The sequence below is a fragment of the Vibrio metoecus genome, from assembly GCF_009665255.1.
In the GTDB taxonomy this organism is placed as follows: Bacteria; Pseudomonadota; Gammaproteobacteria; order Enterobacterales; family Vibrionaceae; genus Vibrio; species Vibrio metoecus_B.
The window spans coordinates 2775783-2790423 of the sequence record NZ_CP035686.1 but is presented as its reverse complement, the minus strand read 5'-3'; the positions used below and the strand labels follow the sequence as shown (position 1 = coordinate 2790423).

The following is a 14641-nucleotide window of genomic DNA, read 5'->3' as shown; positions in this document are numbered from 1 at the left end:
GCGGCGACTGCGGGCGATTAGTTTACTTTATCCTCAATCGGATGTCTTTCTACTAAAGGGGCATTTTCCTGATCCGGCGCTTGTTGTGCGCGTTCAATCAATGGCTGAGGGATAGAACGTTTGATTTCCACCCCAAGCTGTTTGAAGCTTTCCGCCTGACGAATCGCGTTACCACGCCCAGTCACCAGCTTATTCATCGCCCCTTGGTAGCTCTGATTGGCTTTATCCAATGCACCGCCCAGCCCTTCCATATCTTCTACGAACAAACGCAGCTTATCGTACAACTTGCTAGCACGTTCGGCGATCAGCTGCGCATTTTGATTCTGCCGCTCGTTGCGCCATAAGTTATCAATGGTGCGCAGCGCCACCAGCAAAGTGGTGGGGCTCACCAAAATAATGTTCTGCTCCATCGCGTCTTTGACCAAGCTTGGGTCGGCTTGAATCGCGACTTGAAACGCGGGCTCAATCGGAATAAACATCAGCACGTAATCGAGGCTCTGAATGCCTTTGAGTTGATGGTAATCTTTCTGCCCTAGCCCACGAATATGGTTACGCAGCGCAAGTAAGTGCTCACGTAATGCGCTATCTCGCTCGTTATCGGTTTCGGCATGGAAGTAACGTTCGTACGCTACTAAGGCCATTTTTGAGTCGATCACTACCTGTTTGTTTTGCGGCAAATAGACAATCACATCTGGCTGATAACGCTTACCCGCTTCGTTTTGTAAGCTGACTTGAGTTTGGTATTCATGCCCTTCGCGCAGCCCAGATTCCGCCAGCACACGCGCCAACACAACTTCGCCCCAGTTGCCTTGCTGCTTGTTATCCCCTTTCAGCGCTTGGGTCAGGTTGACCGCTTCTTTGGCCATCTGCTCATTAAGGCGCTGCAAGTTACGCAGTTCATGCACTAAGGTGTGACGCTCTTTGGCTTCGTGGTTAAAGCTATCATTGACCTGCTTTTTAAAACCTTCGAGCTGCTCTTTAAGTGGTGTGAGCAAACCTTCCAAACTCTGGCGGTTTTGCACATCGACCGTGGCGGTTTTGTGCTCAAACACCTGATTGGCTAAATGCTCAAATTGCTGTTTTAGGCGCTCTTCGGCTCGTTCAAGCAGCTGCAATTTTTCTTGGCTCGCCACCAACTGCTGCTGATGACGCGCTTCTTGCTCACGCAATTGGCTTTCTAACTCGGCTTTCGCGGTGCGCACTTGGTTTAGCTCATCGGCATACTGCTGGCGCTCTTGTTTCACCACCTCAAAGTAACGCAGCTTTTCCAGCACTGCCATTAACTTGCCGTGTGATTGCTTGAGTTCAAATTCGTTTTTGTCACGTAACGCATCCAGCTCATCCAACTCTTGCTGCGCGGTGGTGAGCTGCTCATTAAGCTGCTGAATTTGCTGCGCATGCCAGTGGCTCTGCTGCTCAAGTTGTTGCTCAAGCAATTGGGTTTTCAGTTGGTAGCGCTGCTTGACCCACCAGCCGATCGCCACTCCAGTGACTCCTGCACTCACTAACGCCGACCACAATGCGCTTTGATTTTCAAAAATCCATTGCATGTTGAACACTTACTGTGATTTATCTCGATCAAAATGGTATTTCGACACTGGATAAATGTCCAGTTTGTTGCGCGTTTATTCTCCCCTAGACTAGCGAAAAACAAGGATAAGAGAGTTTCAGGATGAATGAAAAACGCGCGTTAGGTTTGGGCTTGGCTTCGGTACTGTTGTGGTCAACGGTCGCGACTGCCTTTAAATTGACGCTGGCCGAGTTAAACCCGCTGCAAATGGTGACGGTGGCGAGCATTGTCTCTGCGCTCGCGTTACTGGTGATTTGTGCTGCGATGGGCAAGCTTAAGCTGATCGTCCCCACTTTACTGGCCAATCCGTTTTACTACCTGTTGCTTGGATTGATTAACCCACTCGCCTATTACCTGATTTTGTTTAAAGCCTATTCGCTGCTGCCCGCCTCACAAGCGCAAGCCATCAACTACAGTTGGGCGATCACTCTCACCTTGATGGCGGCGCTGTTTCTCGGCCAACGCATTCGTAAACAAGATTGGATCGCCTGTGCTCTGAGTTACTTTGGTGTCGTGGTGATTGCCACAAAAGGCGATCTGCTCGGCCTGCAATTTGAAAGTCCACTTGGGGTTGGTCTCGCCCTGCTGTCGACTCTGCTGTGGGCGGGATATTGGATTCTCAACACCAAAAATAAAGCTGACCCGATCGTTGGGGTGTTACTCGGCTTTCTGCTGGCAATCCCGTTTGCACTGGCGCTGTGTTGGCACGAAAACCTCAATTGGCAAGGCATCACCACCCAAGGTTGGTTAGCGGTCACTTACGTGGGACTGTTTGAAATGGGCATCACGTTTGTACTTTGGCTCAGCGCACTAAAAAATACCCAGAACACCGCACGCATCAGTAACCTGATTTTTGCTTCGCCTTTTATCTCATTGCTCCTGCTTGCCACCATCATTGGCGAAGCGATCCACCCAACCACCTTGATCGGTTTAGTGCTGATTATTGCCGGTTTAGTCGCTCAGCAGTGGAAAAGCAAAGCCGGCGGTACATCTGCCACACAAACCGAATCGCTGTAAAACCTGCAGAACAGTCAAAATTGATTACACTTTAAACACAAGGCTAGTGTTTAGGAGGTGATGATGAATCGCCGTAATCAATCTGTGATCAACGAAGAAGTGACGTTTTCCAAAGATGTCGAACTGGTTTCTACCACCGACACTCGTGGCATTATCACCTACGTCAATGAAGCATTTTGTCAGGTCGCAGGGTATACCGCTGAAGAGTTACAGCATAAAAATCACAACATTATTCGTCATCCCGATATGCCAAAGGCAGCTTTTCAGGATTTGTGGGATCACCTGAAACTCAAACACGCTTGGCGCGGCGCGGTAAAAAACCGCTGTAAAGATGGTCGCTACTATTGGGTTGATGCGTTTGTTACACCAATCTATGAAAAAGGTCAGTTGGTTGGCTACCAATCCGTACGTCGTCAATTAGACCCTAAGGTGCGAGAGCGTGCCGAAAAAGCTTATCGCGCGATTCAACATGGCCAACGCATCACGCCAAGACTGCAGTTCTCGACAACCCATAAGCTACTTATCTCATTACTGGTTACCGGGCTTATCGCGCTGGCTGCTATTTTTTATTCACCGTACTGGTGTTTATTGCTTCCCGTGTTCTACTTTCTGTTTTTTTATGGTGAAGTGATTAACCAACCTCACTTCAATGATCGACTACGTCAACAATACGATAGCGTGTCACGTTGGGTTTATTGCAATACGCCCAACAACCAAGCGGAGTTTCATCTGTTAATGGATGAAGGGCGCAACCGCACGATTTTAGGGCGAGTGCTAGATGCCAGCCGTGCACTGCGCGATAAAGTGAAAGAGCTAGAACAGATCTCACACAGCTCAAGCCAAAGTGTCGAAGTGCAAAATGGAGAGCTCGAAACTATCTCCACCGCAATGGAAGAAATGGTCGCTACCATCGCCGAAGTGGCGCGCAACAGCAGCCACTCTTCAGAGCAAGTTCACCAAGCCACTCAGCTTTGCCATCATGCCGTTAAGCAGATCGATAATACCGAACAACAAGTGGCTTATTTGGTAAAAGAGGTTGAGACTTCTTCCGCCAATACTGAAGTGATGGCTGAGAAAATTGCCGCCATTGGGCAAGTGATGAACGAAATTCTTGGCGTTGCAGATCAAACCAATTTGTTGGCACTCAACGCCGCAATTGAAGCCGCTCGCGCGGGAGAACAAGGTCGAGGCTTTGCCGTGGTCGCCGACGAAGTACGCGCCTTAAGCCAACGCACTCACAAAGCGACAGAAGGGATCCAAGTCTCGATGCAAGAAATTCTGGATGCACTACAACAACTCAAAAGCACTATGAACAACGGCACACAACTCGCTAACGCCTGCATTCATACTACACAGGAAACTCGCACAGAGATTGAAGCCCTTAATCAGGCCATTAGCGGCATTGATGATGCAGCAACCCAAATATCCACCGCTGCAGAACAGCAAAGCATTGTTGCCAAAGAGATCAATCAGAACTTACTCAACATTAAGGAGGCGTCGACTCGCACGCTGCAAGATGCTCAATCCGTTGCGGGTTTGGCATTGGATGTGAAAAGTAAAGCCGATGCCATGGCAGCGCTCGGCTTGTCATTTAAATCTTAGGATTAATGTGATGAGACAATAAAGTTTGCCCGTAAGCGCTGAATGTGACAATAAAGATTGTCCTATTTATAAATATGAAAATATAGATTATCGCGTAGAAGAATTGAAGATGGTACTGGTATACGGTCATCCCGAGTAAAAACAAATTAAATCAATAAGGTAATGGGCGATTTTAAAAATGCTCCATTTAGCTCTAATATTTTTAAGATATTGTCTTTGCTTAAACTTTTGTGATGCGATAAACCTAAAATATTCCTTAAATTGGTATGAGTGAACATGTAATGCGAGTAAAAATAAAACAAAATGAAAATGGTGAGCGCTACTTCATAATTCCTGATGAGTTTCAAAAGGATTTGTCTTGGAATGAAGGAGATCTAATAGAATGGATTGATAATGGTGATAGCTGTTGGACTTTAAAGAAACTCTGTCAGCAGGATGCATTAGAACTTAAAGCAATTGAAAATTCTGGGTTGAAATCTGACTATAAGCAATCAGATTAAAAGACGATTATGAGTTTGCTCAATAGTCACAAACAAGACACTCTTCAATCCTGCATGTTGCATATATGAGCAATGTGTAACCATTCACATTTTTTCAGTGGAGGTTTACAATTAATGTCTCTTCCATCTGACTCCAAACTCAAAAAGTAACTAACCGAATATACGATAAATGACTGGCTCTTTGAACGAGATCCAGCCAACATAATCACTAAAAAAACTTTCCTACTTTTTTCAAGATCTTATCGACAACGTTAGCTAATTTGGCCAGGTTCTTAACATGTCCTTCAGCTTCCTTCAGAACTTCTTTTGCTTCATTTGCATTACTAATTAGCTCCTCAAGTTCCTTTTGTGATGCCTTAAGCTTGCTGGAGTTAGACTCAATAATTGCGGTGTGGTACTCATGAAGTTTATCACCAAGCTCTTCAAAGCTACGTAATAGCGACTCATCTTCAGGCCCAAGCATTGAGCGGTCCAGATACCCCTTGATTTGATCATATGAACTTTTCAGTTCTCTGTAAGTAGCATTGTTGTCGGCCATGTTGCTATTCTCCTAAGGTATCGCGAAAGTCTTTGATTGCGTCGATCTGAACTTTAGTAGACTGAAGTGCTTTTTTGGCAGCATTTTTAGTTAAGTCATCATCGCTTTTCAGGGACATAACAATAGACTGATTTAGATCCTGAATTGAACTCAATGCACGTTCTAATTTTGCGTATTGAGAATCTAAGTTATTCAAGCGAATTTTTATTTCATACGTCTTTTTATAGGCATCCACTCGTTCTTCTAATGAGTGATTGAAGGTTACGCAACGCTTATCTTCAATCACTTCACAACGATTGGGGTTGTTGAGCAGATACAAGCGGATTTGTAGCTCTTTCTCTAAACTGATCTTAGTTACATGTTTCCATGAATCTAACTCGCTCTTTAAAGAGTCGAACGAACGTTGAATAATTGTTTCGGAATCGATCAAAATAGTCTTTAGGAGGTCGTAGCGTTTTTTCTCTGTATAAGTGCGAGCAATGGCGTTTATACTTACTGATAGTAGCTTTATATCATTGGCGTCAGTCGACACAACTTGTGGTAACTCAGACAAAGACTCGATAGATGCGTTTAGCTTCTTAGAGTAATTATCTAGCTCTTCAGTTCGGTCATCCGTTGCCAGTACGTAGATACTCTGAGAAAACGTCTTCAGATTATGTAACAGACGCTCTTGGTCAGAGCTATCGATAGTTACTATATCTAATCCATTTACGGTGACTCCATCTCTCGTAGCTTTAACCAATTCCGCATTTACTCGAGCCTCATCAGCGGATTTATACACATCCATTAGGGTCTCTTGAACTTTTGTAGTTTGGTCTGCGTATTCGCTAACCAGCGTTATTGATTCATTTGATGCACACCCAACCAAGGCGAACACCGCAAATAAAGCAACAACATTAAGATGAACTTTGGGCAACATTATGTTCAACGTTCTTTGTATCATATATCTTTAAGCCTTCTACCCTTGTTTTATTTAGACAACTAAGCAACACAGATACCGTATCGAGGTAAGACATCTCGAATTACTTCTAGTCGGTACGTTTTCAGTGCATCATGAAACTGTTTCCAGTCTGACTGTAGAAAGGCAGTTGTATAATGGTAAACAACTTTATCGTTTTGGATCGAACTTGGCCCTCTTGCCAACTCTTTCCAACTTTCGCTACCGTCTTTGTTGAACGGTAAATCAACGGGAGCAAAACCAAAGAGTCCTTCCCGTAGTTTTTGAACCCACTTAGCGTGCCGAGCATCACCATCATCATCAACAATTTCTCTCAGAGTCTGCTCAATCATTGAGTATTGCTGAGTACTCAGTCCGGGCTTCGAATCAATGTTCATTAAAGAGTCAGAATCTTTCCAACATTGAAGCGCTTTGCACATAGCATTCGCAGCATCGAGGTAGATTGCCGTGTTATCTCTCTCAACGAAAGTTCCCTCTCCGTTAATATAAGACCATTTAGCGTAGGGACGATCAGGGAAAGACAACACTGCTCCGTGGCCTAGTGGTGATGAACCCGATATACCCTGACTTAACAGCTTATATTTGATGCTTTCTAAAGCCGAAGTGGAAGAAGAATCAAGCCCGCTTACCCTGTTGTAATCATGGATTACACCTGCAAAGCCTTGATGAGCAAAGGTATCTGCATACACATGCATCGCAATTCCCATGAGATGAGCCGCAAATGGCTTGTCCCAATGTGTTGCTACCATTCTCAACATGTCTCTAGCCACATGACTGTCGGGTTTACAGATTAACCGATGGATGAATGAACCATCCGGCTCACAGCCTGAAGGAAGTCCTTGGTTACCAGGGAGAAAATGAAAAGGAATCCACACCAAATGATTCGCCAATTCTTGCATATTCCTATAATCTAGCATTTTGTGTGCCGAAGCTATACGGTCAAACATTGCGCCATTGTCGAAATAGATTGGCTTGTTATTTGTTGCTTCATCTACATATTGAGCTGAATATGCTACTTTTTCAGCATCAGTATGTGAAATACCTGCGAAGCGAGCTACTACATAGGTAAGGGTGTGGTGTCCATCTATTTGCATCAGTACCTCCAGCTCGTCAACGAACTGCTTGTTACACATCACTGCCAAAGGAAGACGCTTTTAAGTTGTTGATATGAAGTTTCTTAGCCCGACAGCGCATTGCTTACCTCACAACTGTACTGATTACTCAGTTGTGGATAATTTAAATATATCAATAAGTAAGATAGGCGGATAGTAAGGAGATACAGCCAAGATAAAGCAGTCACAGAAATATCTGAAATCATTTCTGTACGTACTGAATAAAGTAGTAGTTGATCAAGCTAAATTATTGCCGTCGAGTAAAAAGGTGTAAACGCGCATGATAAGCAGCCTTGTTGCGTAAAAGCATTATTAACCACTCCTCATCTCTATCAACCAAATATAAGGCTGCTCCACTATTATCTGATAGTTTGAAACATTACATGGTGAAGAGGATAGTACTTGTTTGATAGCACAACTAAAACAGGTCACATTCACTATTTCGCAACAAAGACTAATTACTCAAGTAAAGCCTCACGAAGACGGTTAGTTAATACAACGTTGCTGTGAGTCTCTGTAGTGGCATAGTGAATTTGGTCACTTAGTTAGAGGTGATATCATCACCTCATAAGTTAACAGGTGACATTATGACAAAACGTACAAGACGGCTATTTAGCGCAGAGTTTAAGTTAGAAGCAGCGCAGCTAGTCTTAGACCAAAATTACTCAGTGACGGAAGCAGCCCAAGCCATGAATGTGGGCAAGTCCACGATGGATAAATGGGTTCGCCAGCTTAGAGAAGAACGCCAAGGGAAAACACCTAAAGCTTCACCTATGACCCCTGAGCAAATAGAAATTCGGGAATTGAAAAAGAAGCTGGCTCGCCTTGAAGAGCATAATGAAATACTAAAAAAAGCCACGGCTCTCTTGATGTCGGACTCACTGAACAATTCTTGATAATCAAGAAACTCAAGCAGAGCCACAGCGTAAAAATATTATGCGAAGTCTTCAATGTTCATCGAAGTAGTTATCACTATTGGCTTAAACGCCCAGCGTTAATTAATGCGGAAACAATAAAACTGCGCAGCTTGATTAGCGAGGCTCACGCCGCAAGCAATGGCTCTGCGGGAGCGAGAACCATTGCAGATATAGTCACAAATCAGGGTGTAAAGCTGAGCCGATACCGAGCAACAAAGCTAATGAGAACTCTTGGTTTAGTAAGCTGCCAAGAACCAAAGCATCGTTACAGAAAGGCTTCACAAGAACATATTGACGTTCCAAATCACTTAAGTCGTCAATTTGCTGTTACGGCTCCAAATGAAGTCTGGGCTGGCGATGTTACGTATATTTGGACTGGTAATCGGTGGATGTATTTAGCGGTCGTTATCGATCTTTTTGCCCGCAAAGTGATCGGTTGGTCAATGTCTTTGTCGCCTGATAGTCGGTTGACAGGTAAAGCGCTGTCTATGGCCTATGAATCTCGCGGAAAGCCAAAAGGTGTCATGTTCCATAGCGATCAAGGCAGTCATTATACTAGCCGTAAATACCGTCAATTACTGTGGCGCTTTCAAATAAAACAGAGTTTATCTCGCCGAGGAAACTGTTGGGATAATGCGCCGATAGAGCGCTTCTTTAGAAGTCTGAAGACGGAATGGGTGCCAACTGTGGGTTATCGTAGCTTCGCTGAGGCTCAACAAGAGATCACCCGCTACATTATCGGATATTACTGCCAACTCAGGCCACATCAGTATAACGGTGGTCTAACTCCCAATGAATCAGAACGATTATATTGGGAAAACTCTAAAACCATGGCCAATTTTAGTTGACCACTACAAAGGGTTTTAGCTACTTTTTGTGTATAACCTAGAGGAAGGATAGGAAATTGTTCTCTTATGTCTGTTACTGAATCTGTAAACTCTGCTAAATAGAAAAAATCACTCTCAATAGAAGACAACATGTGGTGAATGCGTTGTGTTTTTATGCCTTGGATTAATGACCGAGTACCATTTGATTTGACGTCCTGAATCCTAAGCCAAGGCTTGTAGTCCCTCCCTGAACCAAGACCATATTTATTTTTAAGAGCACGTTGGTAATCTTGTAAAGAATCCAGCTTTCGTCCTCGCGCCATAGCATATCCAAGTAATTCATTATGAATATAACGTATCGTTGAAATGCCATATGGGCAAACTTTATTGTCTCAAAATTTCCTTACGGGCAATCTTTTTTGCTTGTGGGCAAACTTTTTTGTCTCTGCACAACAATTAAACCCACTGGCCGGCGACATAGCCACTCGACCAAGCCCATTGGAAGTTATAGCCGCCGAGCCAGCCAGTGACATCCATCACTTCACCGATAAAGAATAAGCCTTTGACGGTTTTGCACTCCATGGTTTTGGATGAGAGGCAATCGGTATCCACGCCGCCAAGCGTCACCTCTGCGGTGCGATAGCCTTCGGTACCGTTTGGCACAATCGACCACTGCTCTAAACTGGTTTGCAATGCTTCGAGCTCTTTCGGGGAATACTGTTTCAACGGTTTATCGGCAAACAATTGGCGCTCAATCAACACTTCCACCAAACGCTTGGGCAACACTTTCGATAAGGTATTTTTCAAAGATTGATTCGGGTGCGCTTCTTTTTCGCTATTCAGCAGCTCCACCAAATCCACGTCCGGCACTAAGTTGGTGGTGATGATTTGTCCTGGCGTCCAGTAGGATGATATTTGCAGCACCGCAGGCCCAGATAAGCCGCGGTGAGTAAACAGCAAGGCTTCTTTGAAGGTTTTACCGCATTCCGCGCGCATCTCCACCGGAATCGCAATCCCCGATAACGGCGCGAAATCTTCCTTATCTTGCACATGCAACGTAAATGGCACTAGGCCTGCTGTGGTGCTGATCACGGGCAAACCAAACTGCTCAGCAATCTTGTAGCCAAACGGCGTGGCACCCAATTTCGGCATCGACAAACCACCCGTGGCGACCACCAGCGACGCGCACTCAATCTCACCGATGGTAGTTTGCAGCGCAAAGCCTTGCTCCGTTTGGGCTATCGCACTGATTTCAACTTGATAACGCTGTTCGATATTCGATTGGTTACACTCGCTGAGAAGCATATCGACAATTTCTTTGGCCGAATCAAGGCAAAACAGCTGGCCATGATCACGTTCTTCATAAGCAATACCGTATTTACTGACCAGCGAGATAAAATCCCAGTTGGTGTATTGCGACAATGCCGATTTCACAAAGTGTGGGTTTTGGCACAAGTAGTTCGCCGCCGAGACATCATAGTTAGTAAAATTACAGCGACCACCACCGGAGATCAGAATTTTTCGCCCCGGCTTTTTAGCATGATCGAGCAGCAATACCTGACGGCCACGTTGTGCCGCCTGCGCTGCGCACATTAAACCTGCTGCACCCGCGCCAATTATCACTACATCGACTTTCTTGCTCATCACTGCCACCTAATACCATAAAAAAAGGATGTGCTGAGTGCACATCCTTACTCACTTGGGCGGCTATTCTAACGGCAAATCGTCACTCTGCCAACGCAATGCCAATGTAGGGCAAATGCACGCAATTAGAGCATAAATGCAACGACTGTGGTCAGAACCAGTAGCGAACCGGACAGAACAAACAGCTCACGGACCCGATCACACTTGCCGGTAAATACGGGATCATGATGATGGTGATACTCGCGACCTTTAAGATAGTGATATAAGCGAACCTGTTTGGTCACGTTGCCATGAGTGGTGAAAAAGCCTCGACCGTCGACTTGTTGATAAAGCAACGGATGAGCTTCACGCATGATGTAAATAAGTGAGCGCAGCGCTGTCACATAACGTGCGACGTTAATCGCCGTCACGGCCATAAGCGCAAATAGAATGGTATCTCCACTGATCATCTTTTCCTCCCTACACACCTTGTGTTGAGAATGCCCAGAGAAAAAGACGATCGCTTCAGTTTGTCTTTTTGCCGATCTTACTCAGCAGGAGCATCCATCACAGAAGATGAGCCTTTCTTTGCCAATGCTGCGAGATCTTTATCAATGAAGAACAACGCCTTACCATCTTCACCGACCAGTTCCAGCTTATCTAAAATCCCTTTAAACAACTTCTCTTCTTCATGCTGTTCAGCCACGTACCACTGAAGGAAGTTAAATGTTGAGTAGTCTTGGGAGGTGAACGCCACATGAGCCAGTTTGTTAATCTGTTGCGTGATCTTCTGTTCATGTTGATACGTCTCACGAAACACTTCACCCAGTGAAGCAAATTCGTGGCGTGGCGCAGCGATCGCACCAAGGATTGGCAGTGCTCCCGTCTCGCTCACATAAGTGAACAGACGTTGCATATGCTGCATTTCTTCTACCGCATGAACGCGTAAAAACTCAGCAGCGCCATCAAATCCTTTGTCTTCACACCAAGCACTCATTTGTAAGTATAGATTGGATGAGAAAAATTCGAGGTTAATTTGCTCATTGAGATGTTCAACCATCGCTTGCGACAACATAGAAAACTCCTAATTCACTGTAACTATTTGAACGAACTATAACATGTTCGCTAGTTATTGTAGCCCTACCCCAAGGTATCGCCATCAAACTGAGATCGCTGCGACAAAAAAATCACCAATCCAGTGCTACGCTGTGCTTAGTCACCCGAAAAGGAGTCCATACAATGAGTTATCAACATCTTTTGGTTGCGGTGGATCTGTCTGAAGACAGCAAACTGCTGGTTGAAAAAGCGGTGGCTTTGGCCAAACCTCTCAATGCAGAAGTCTCATTCATTCATATCGATGTGAACTACGCTGAGCTATACACCGGCCTTATCGATATTAATTTAGCTGAAACCCAGCATCACGCCATGGAAGCATCGCAAAAACAGCTACAAGATTTGGCGCAACATGCTAATTACCCCATCAAGCATACCTTGGTAGGTAGCGGTGATTTGACGAATGAACTGTGCGAAACCATCAGCGAATTTAACGTGGATTTATTGGTGTGTGGTCATCACCAAGATTTCTGGAGCAAACTGCTCTCCTCCACACGTCAGCTGATCAATAGCTCACCCGTGGATATGCTCGTCGTACCACTCTACGACTGACGAGCAGAAAATACTCAGGTAGACTGCGCACTCCATTCACTCATTTGATAGCGTTATGGTTTATCTCTCTGCAGTCACCCTGTTGTGGGCATTTTCATTTAGCCTGATCGGCGTCTATTTAGCCGGTCAGGTAGACTCTTGGTTTGCGGTCTGGATGCGAGTAGCCCTTGCGAGCTTAGTCTTCATTCCCTTTCTTCGTTTTAAAAACGTACCGCGTGCTCTGATTGCGAAACTGATGGCAATTGGCGGCATTCAGCTTGGCTTGATGTACTGTTTTTACTACCAATCTTTCTTGCTGCTTTCCGTCCCAGAAGTGCTGCTGTTCACCGTTTTCACCCCGATTTATGTCACTTTGATTTACGATTTGCTCACAGGGCGTTTTTCTCCTTGGTATTTAGTTACAGCATTCATTGCCGTTTTGGGTGCGGTGCTGATTAAATTTGCGGGAATTAATGACAACTTCCTGACGGGTTTTTTCGTGGTGCAAGGAGCCAACCTCTGCTTTGCGATTGGCCAAGTTGGCTATAAATACCTGATGGAGCGTGAGCAAACCTTCTTGCCGCAGCATACGGTGTTTGGCTATTTCTACCTCGGCGCGCTGGTAGTGGCTAGCGTGGCATTTTTGCTGCTTGGTAACCCTGAAAAGCTTCCGACCACTTCACTGCAATGGAGCATATTGCTCTATTTGGGATTGATCGCTTCTGGGCTTGGCTATTTTGCGTGGAACAAAGGCGCGTGCATGGTCAATGCCGGAGCCTTAGCGATCATGAACAATGCGCTAGTGCCTGCTGGTTTGGTGGTGAACATTCTAATTTGGAACCGCGATGTCGACCTCATCCGCCTTTCACTAGGTGGAGCCGTTATTCTCGCATCTTTGTGGATCAACGAAACTTGGGTAAAACGTCGCGTTGAGCGTGATTATCAACGCCAAAAATTAACCTAAGCGGACTCTATCGCCTAAAACATAAAAGCCCATCATTAGATGGGCTTTTGCTTACAATTTATCGACGTTTCAAGCTTAATGCATACTGACTTGAGCGGCTATCTCATGAACCAGAGCAGGGTTAGTCTGCGCGACTTTTCCTTCCAGCTGTTGCTGTTTTTTCATCAGCTTACGCTGCTTCTTCAGCACTTTTTCCAGTTTCTTATGAAACTTCTGCTGTTTCTTCAAACTGCCTTTCGGCAATAAACTCGCCACGCCGGTATTGGTTTCGTTTTCCGATAACGCGGAGATATTGGCAGCAGGAGACTTCGCACTCAAAGCTTGCGGTTTACACAGGCTTTTCTTATCACCCGCCACTCGCGCGCAGGCTCGACATAGAAACTGCGGCTCAGCCACTAAGCGTTCAATCTCACCAAGGGAAGTCGTAATCTCATTGCGGCTGAGTTTACATAGACGTTTAGCCACTGACTGCTCCAGCTAAAATACGAATTATTCTCAGGCGCCGATATTACGTGGTTCATTTGAAAACACAAGTCAGATTCTGTGCACGCTCTTTTCACCAATCATGTTGGGTTGAATTGGGTTATTCACCATCCATTGCAGCGAGCACATACACATCAAAGCGGTTTTTCTTGGTTTCTATCGCCATGCTCGGTTTACGATTTTGTAGCCACGGCGCGTAGTCTGGGCGCTTCACCACGACTCGTTTTTTTGCCAATTGCAGCGCTGGCTCAAGTAAGGCATCGGCATCATTATCTGCTCCCACCAGCGATTGAAAAACCCGCATCTCTTTTTTCACTAACGCACTTTTCTTTTTATTCTCAGGATGTGGATACATAGGGTCTAAATAGATCACATCAGGGGAAACAAAGTTTGGATCGGCGGCCAATTGCTGCAAAGCATCATGGCTTGAAGCGTGCAGTAGACTGATGCGATCACTCACCCAAGTCCCTATTTCACTATCTTGTTTAGCGCGTTGTAAGCCATCTTCCAGTAACGCCGCCACCACGGGATGGCGCTCCACCATTTGTATTCGGCAACCTAAAGAAGCCAGAACAAACGCATCTCGTCCCAAGCCCGCTGTCGCATCTAGCACAACAGGAGTCACCCCCTTGTTGAGACCCGCAGCTTTGGCGATCGACTGACCTTTACCACCACCGAATTTACGACGATGCGCTACAGCGCCGTCCACCCAATCAACATAGATTGCGCCCAGCTTTGGCTCATCTAATTTGCGCAGTTCAAGGCGTTCCTCAGTGAGTACCAAAGCAAATACACTGTCATCACTGGCTTGCAATTGCCAACGCGCAGCAATCTGCTCTAACTCCTGCGCACGGTATGGCGCTTCGCAAATCAGTTGTATCAACAA

At 45.4% G+C, this 14641-nt stretch carries 15 protein-coding genes and 1 pseudogene; 6 read left to right on the top strand and 10 right to left on the bottom strand.

Going from position 1 to position 14641, the window contains the following annotated elements:
- Window positions 1–17 precede the first annotated feature (17 nt).
- A complete protein-coding gene (gene rmuC, locus EPB59_RS12735; RefSeq protein WP_154173058.1) occupies window positions 18–1550 on the bottom strand; it encodes a DNA recombination protein RmuC in 1533 nt (510 codons plus the stop codon).
- A gap of 122 nt (window positions 1551–1672) precedes the next feature.
- On the opposite strand from rmuC, the gene EPB59_RS12730 reads away from it, so the two are divergent.
- From EPB59_RS12730 to EPB59_RS12720, 3 genes are all read left to right on the top strand, one after another.
- Window positions 1673–2587: a DMT family transporter gene (locus EPB59_RS12730; RefSeq protein ID WP_154173056.1), complete on the top strand. Its 915-nt coding sequence runs from the start codon at window positions 1673–1675 to the stop codon at window positions 2585–2587.
- A gap of 63 nt (window positions 2588–2650) precedes the next feature.
- Window positions 2651–4189: a methyl-accepting chemotaxis protein gene (locus EPB59_RS12725; RefSeq protein WP_154173054.1), complete on the top strand. Its 1539-nt coding sequence runs from the start codon at window positions 2651–2653 to the stop codon at window positions 4187–4189.
- A 281-nt stretch (window positions 4190–4470) separates the two neighbouring features.
- Window positions 4471–4689 (top strand): hypothetical protein, encoded by a 219-nt coding sequence (locus tag EPB59_RS12720; protein ID WP_032478553.1) that lies wholly within the window; start codon window positions 4471–4473, stop codon window positions 4687–4689.
- 208 nt (window positions 4690–4897) lie between these two features.
- On the opposite strand, the gene EPB59_RS12715 is transcribed toward EPB59_RS12720, so the two are convergent.
- The 3 genes from EPB59_RS12715 to EPB59_RS12705 all read right to left on the bottom strand — a co-directional run bounded on the left by EPB59_RS12715 (window position 4898) and on the right by EPB59_RS12705 (window position 7279).
- Window positions 4898–5227, bottom strand: coding sequence for a hypothetical protein (locus EPB59_RS12715; protein WP_032478552.1), 330 nt, complete (start codon window positions 5225–5227; stop codon window positions 4898–4900).
- 4 nt (window positions 5228–5231) lie between these two features.
- Window positions 5232–6146 (bottom strand): hypothetical protein, encoded by a 915-nt coding sequence (locus EPB59_RS12710; protein WP_032478551.1) that lies wholly within the window; start codon window positions 6144–6146, stop codon window positions 5232–5234.
- A 62-nt stretch (window positions 6147–6208) separates the two neighbouring features.
- Window positions 6209–7279, bottom strand: coding sequence for a DUF6765 family protein (locus EPB59_RS12705; protein WP_032478578.1), 1071 nt, complete (start codon window positions 7277–7279; stop codon window positions 6209–6211).
- Between the two features lie 605 nt (window positions 7280–7884).
- Between EPB59_RS12705 and EPB59_RS12700 the strand changes: the two genes are divergently transcribed.
- A protein-coding gene (locus tag EPB59_RS12700; protein ID WP_154172801.1) for an IS3-like element ISVch4 family transposase occupies window positions 7885–9062 on the top strand; the annotation gives its coding sequence in 2 pieces (ribosomal slippage) (window positions 7885–8143 and window positions 8143–9062; 1179 coding nt in all).
- Between the two features lie 8 nt (window positions 9063–9070).
- On the opposite strand, the pseudogene EPB59_RS18530 reads toward EPB59_RS12700, so the two are convergent.
- The 4 genes and pseudogenes from EPB59_RS18530 to ftnA form a co-directional block, all read right to left on the bottom strand.
- Window positions 9071–9364: pseudogene (locus EPB59_RS18530) on the bottom strand (heteromeric transposase endonuclease subunit TnsA); the annotation flags it as partial.
- A 133-nt stretch (window positions 9365–9497) separates the two neighbouring features.
- A complete protein-coding gene (locus EPB59_RS12695; protein WP_195707010.1) occupies window positions 9498–10685 on the bottom strand; it encodes an NAD(P)/FAD-dependent oxidoreductase in 1188 nt (395 codons plus the stop codon).
- Window positions 10686–10810: 125 nt separating this feature from the next.
- On the bottom strand, window positions 10811–11134 hold the full coding sequence (gene uspB / locus EPB59_RS12690; protein ID WP_000623072.1) for a universal stress protein UspB: 324 nt from the start codon (window positions 11132–11134) through the stop codon (window positions 10811–10813).
- A gap of 77 nt (window positions 11135–11211) precedes the next feature.
- The gene (ftnA, locus tag EPB59_RS12685) at window positions 11212–11739 is read right to left on the bottom strand and encodes a non-heme ferritin (RefSeq protein ID WP_000951039.1); all 528 of its coding nucleotides are present in this window, start codon (window positions 11737–11739) and stop codon (window positions 11212–11214) included.
- A 164-nt stretch (window positions 11740–11903) separates the two neighbouring features.
- Between ftnA and uspA the strand changes: the two genes are divergently transcribed.
- Complete coding sequence (gene uspA / locus EPB59_RS12680; RefSeq protein WP_055052099.1) at window positions 11904–12329, top strand: universal stress protein UspA; 426 nt, start codon at window positions 11904–11906, stop codon at window positions 12327–12329.
- A gap of 55 nt (window positions 12330–12384) precedes the next feature.
- Window positions 12385–13272 (top strand): carboxylate/amino acid/amine transporter, encoded by an 888-nt coding sequence (locus EPB59_RS12675; protein WP_055052098.1) that lies wholly within the window; start codon window positions 12385–12387, stop codon window positions 13270–13272.
- 75 nt (window positions 13273–13347) lie between these two features.
- Here the strand turns inward: EPB59_RS12675 and EPB59_RS12670 are convergent, their stop codons facing one another.
- A complete protein-coding gene (locus tag EPB59_RS12670; RefSeq protein WP_154173050.1) occupies window positions 13348–13737 on the bottom strand; it encodes a hypothetical protein in 390 nt (129 codons plus the stop codon).
- 118 nt (window positions 13738–13855) lie between these two features.
- Entirely contained in the window at window positions 13856–14641 is a 786-nt protein-coding gene (locus EPB59_RS12665) for a class I SAM-dependent methyltransferase (RefSeq protein WP_154173048.1), read from the bottom strand.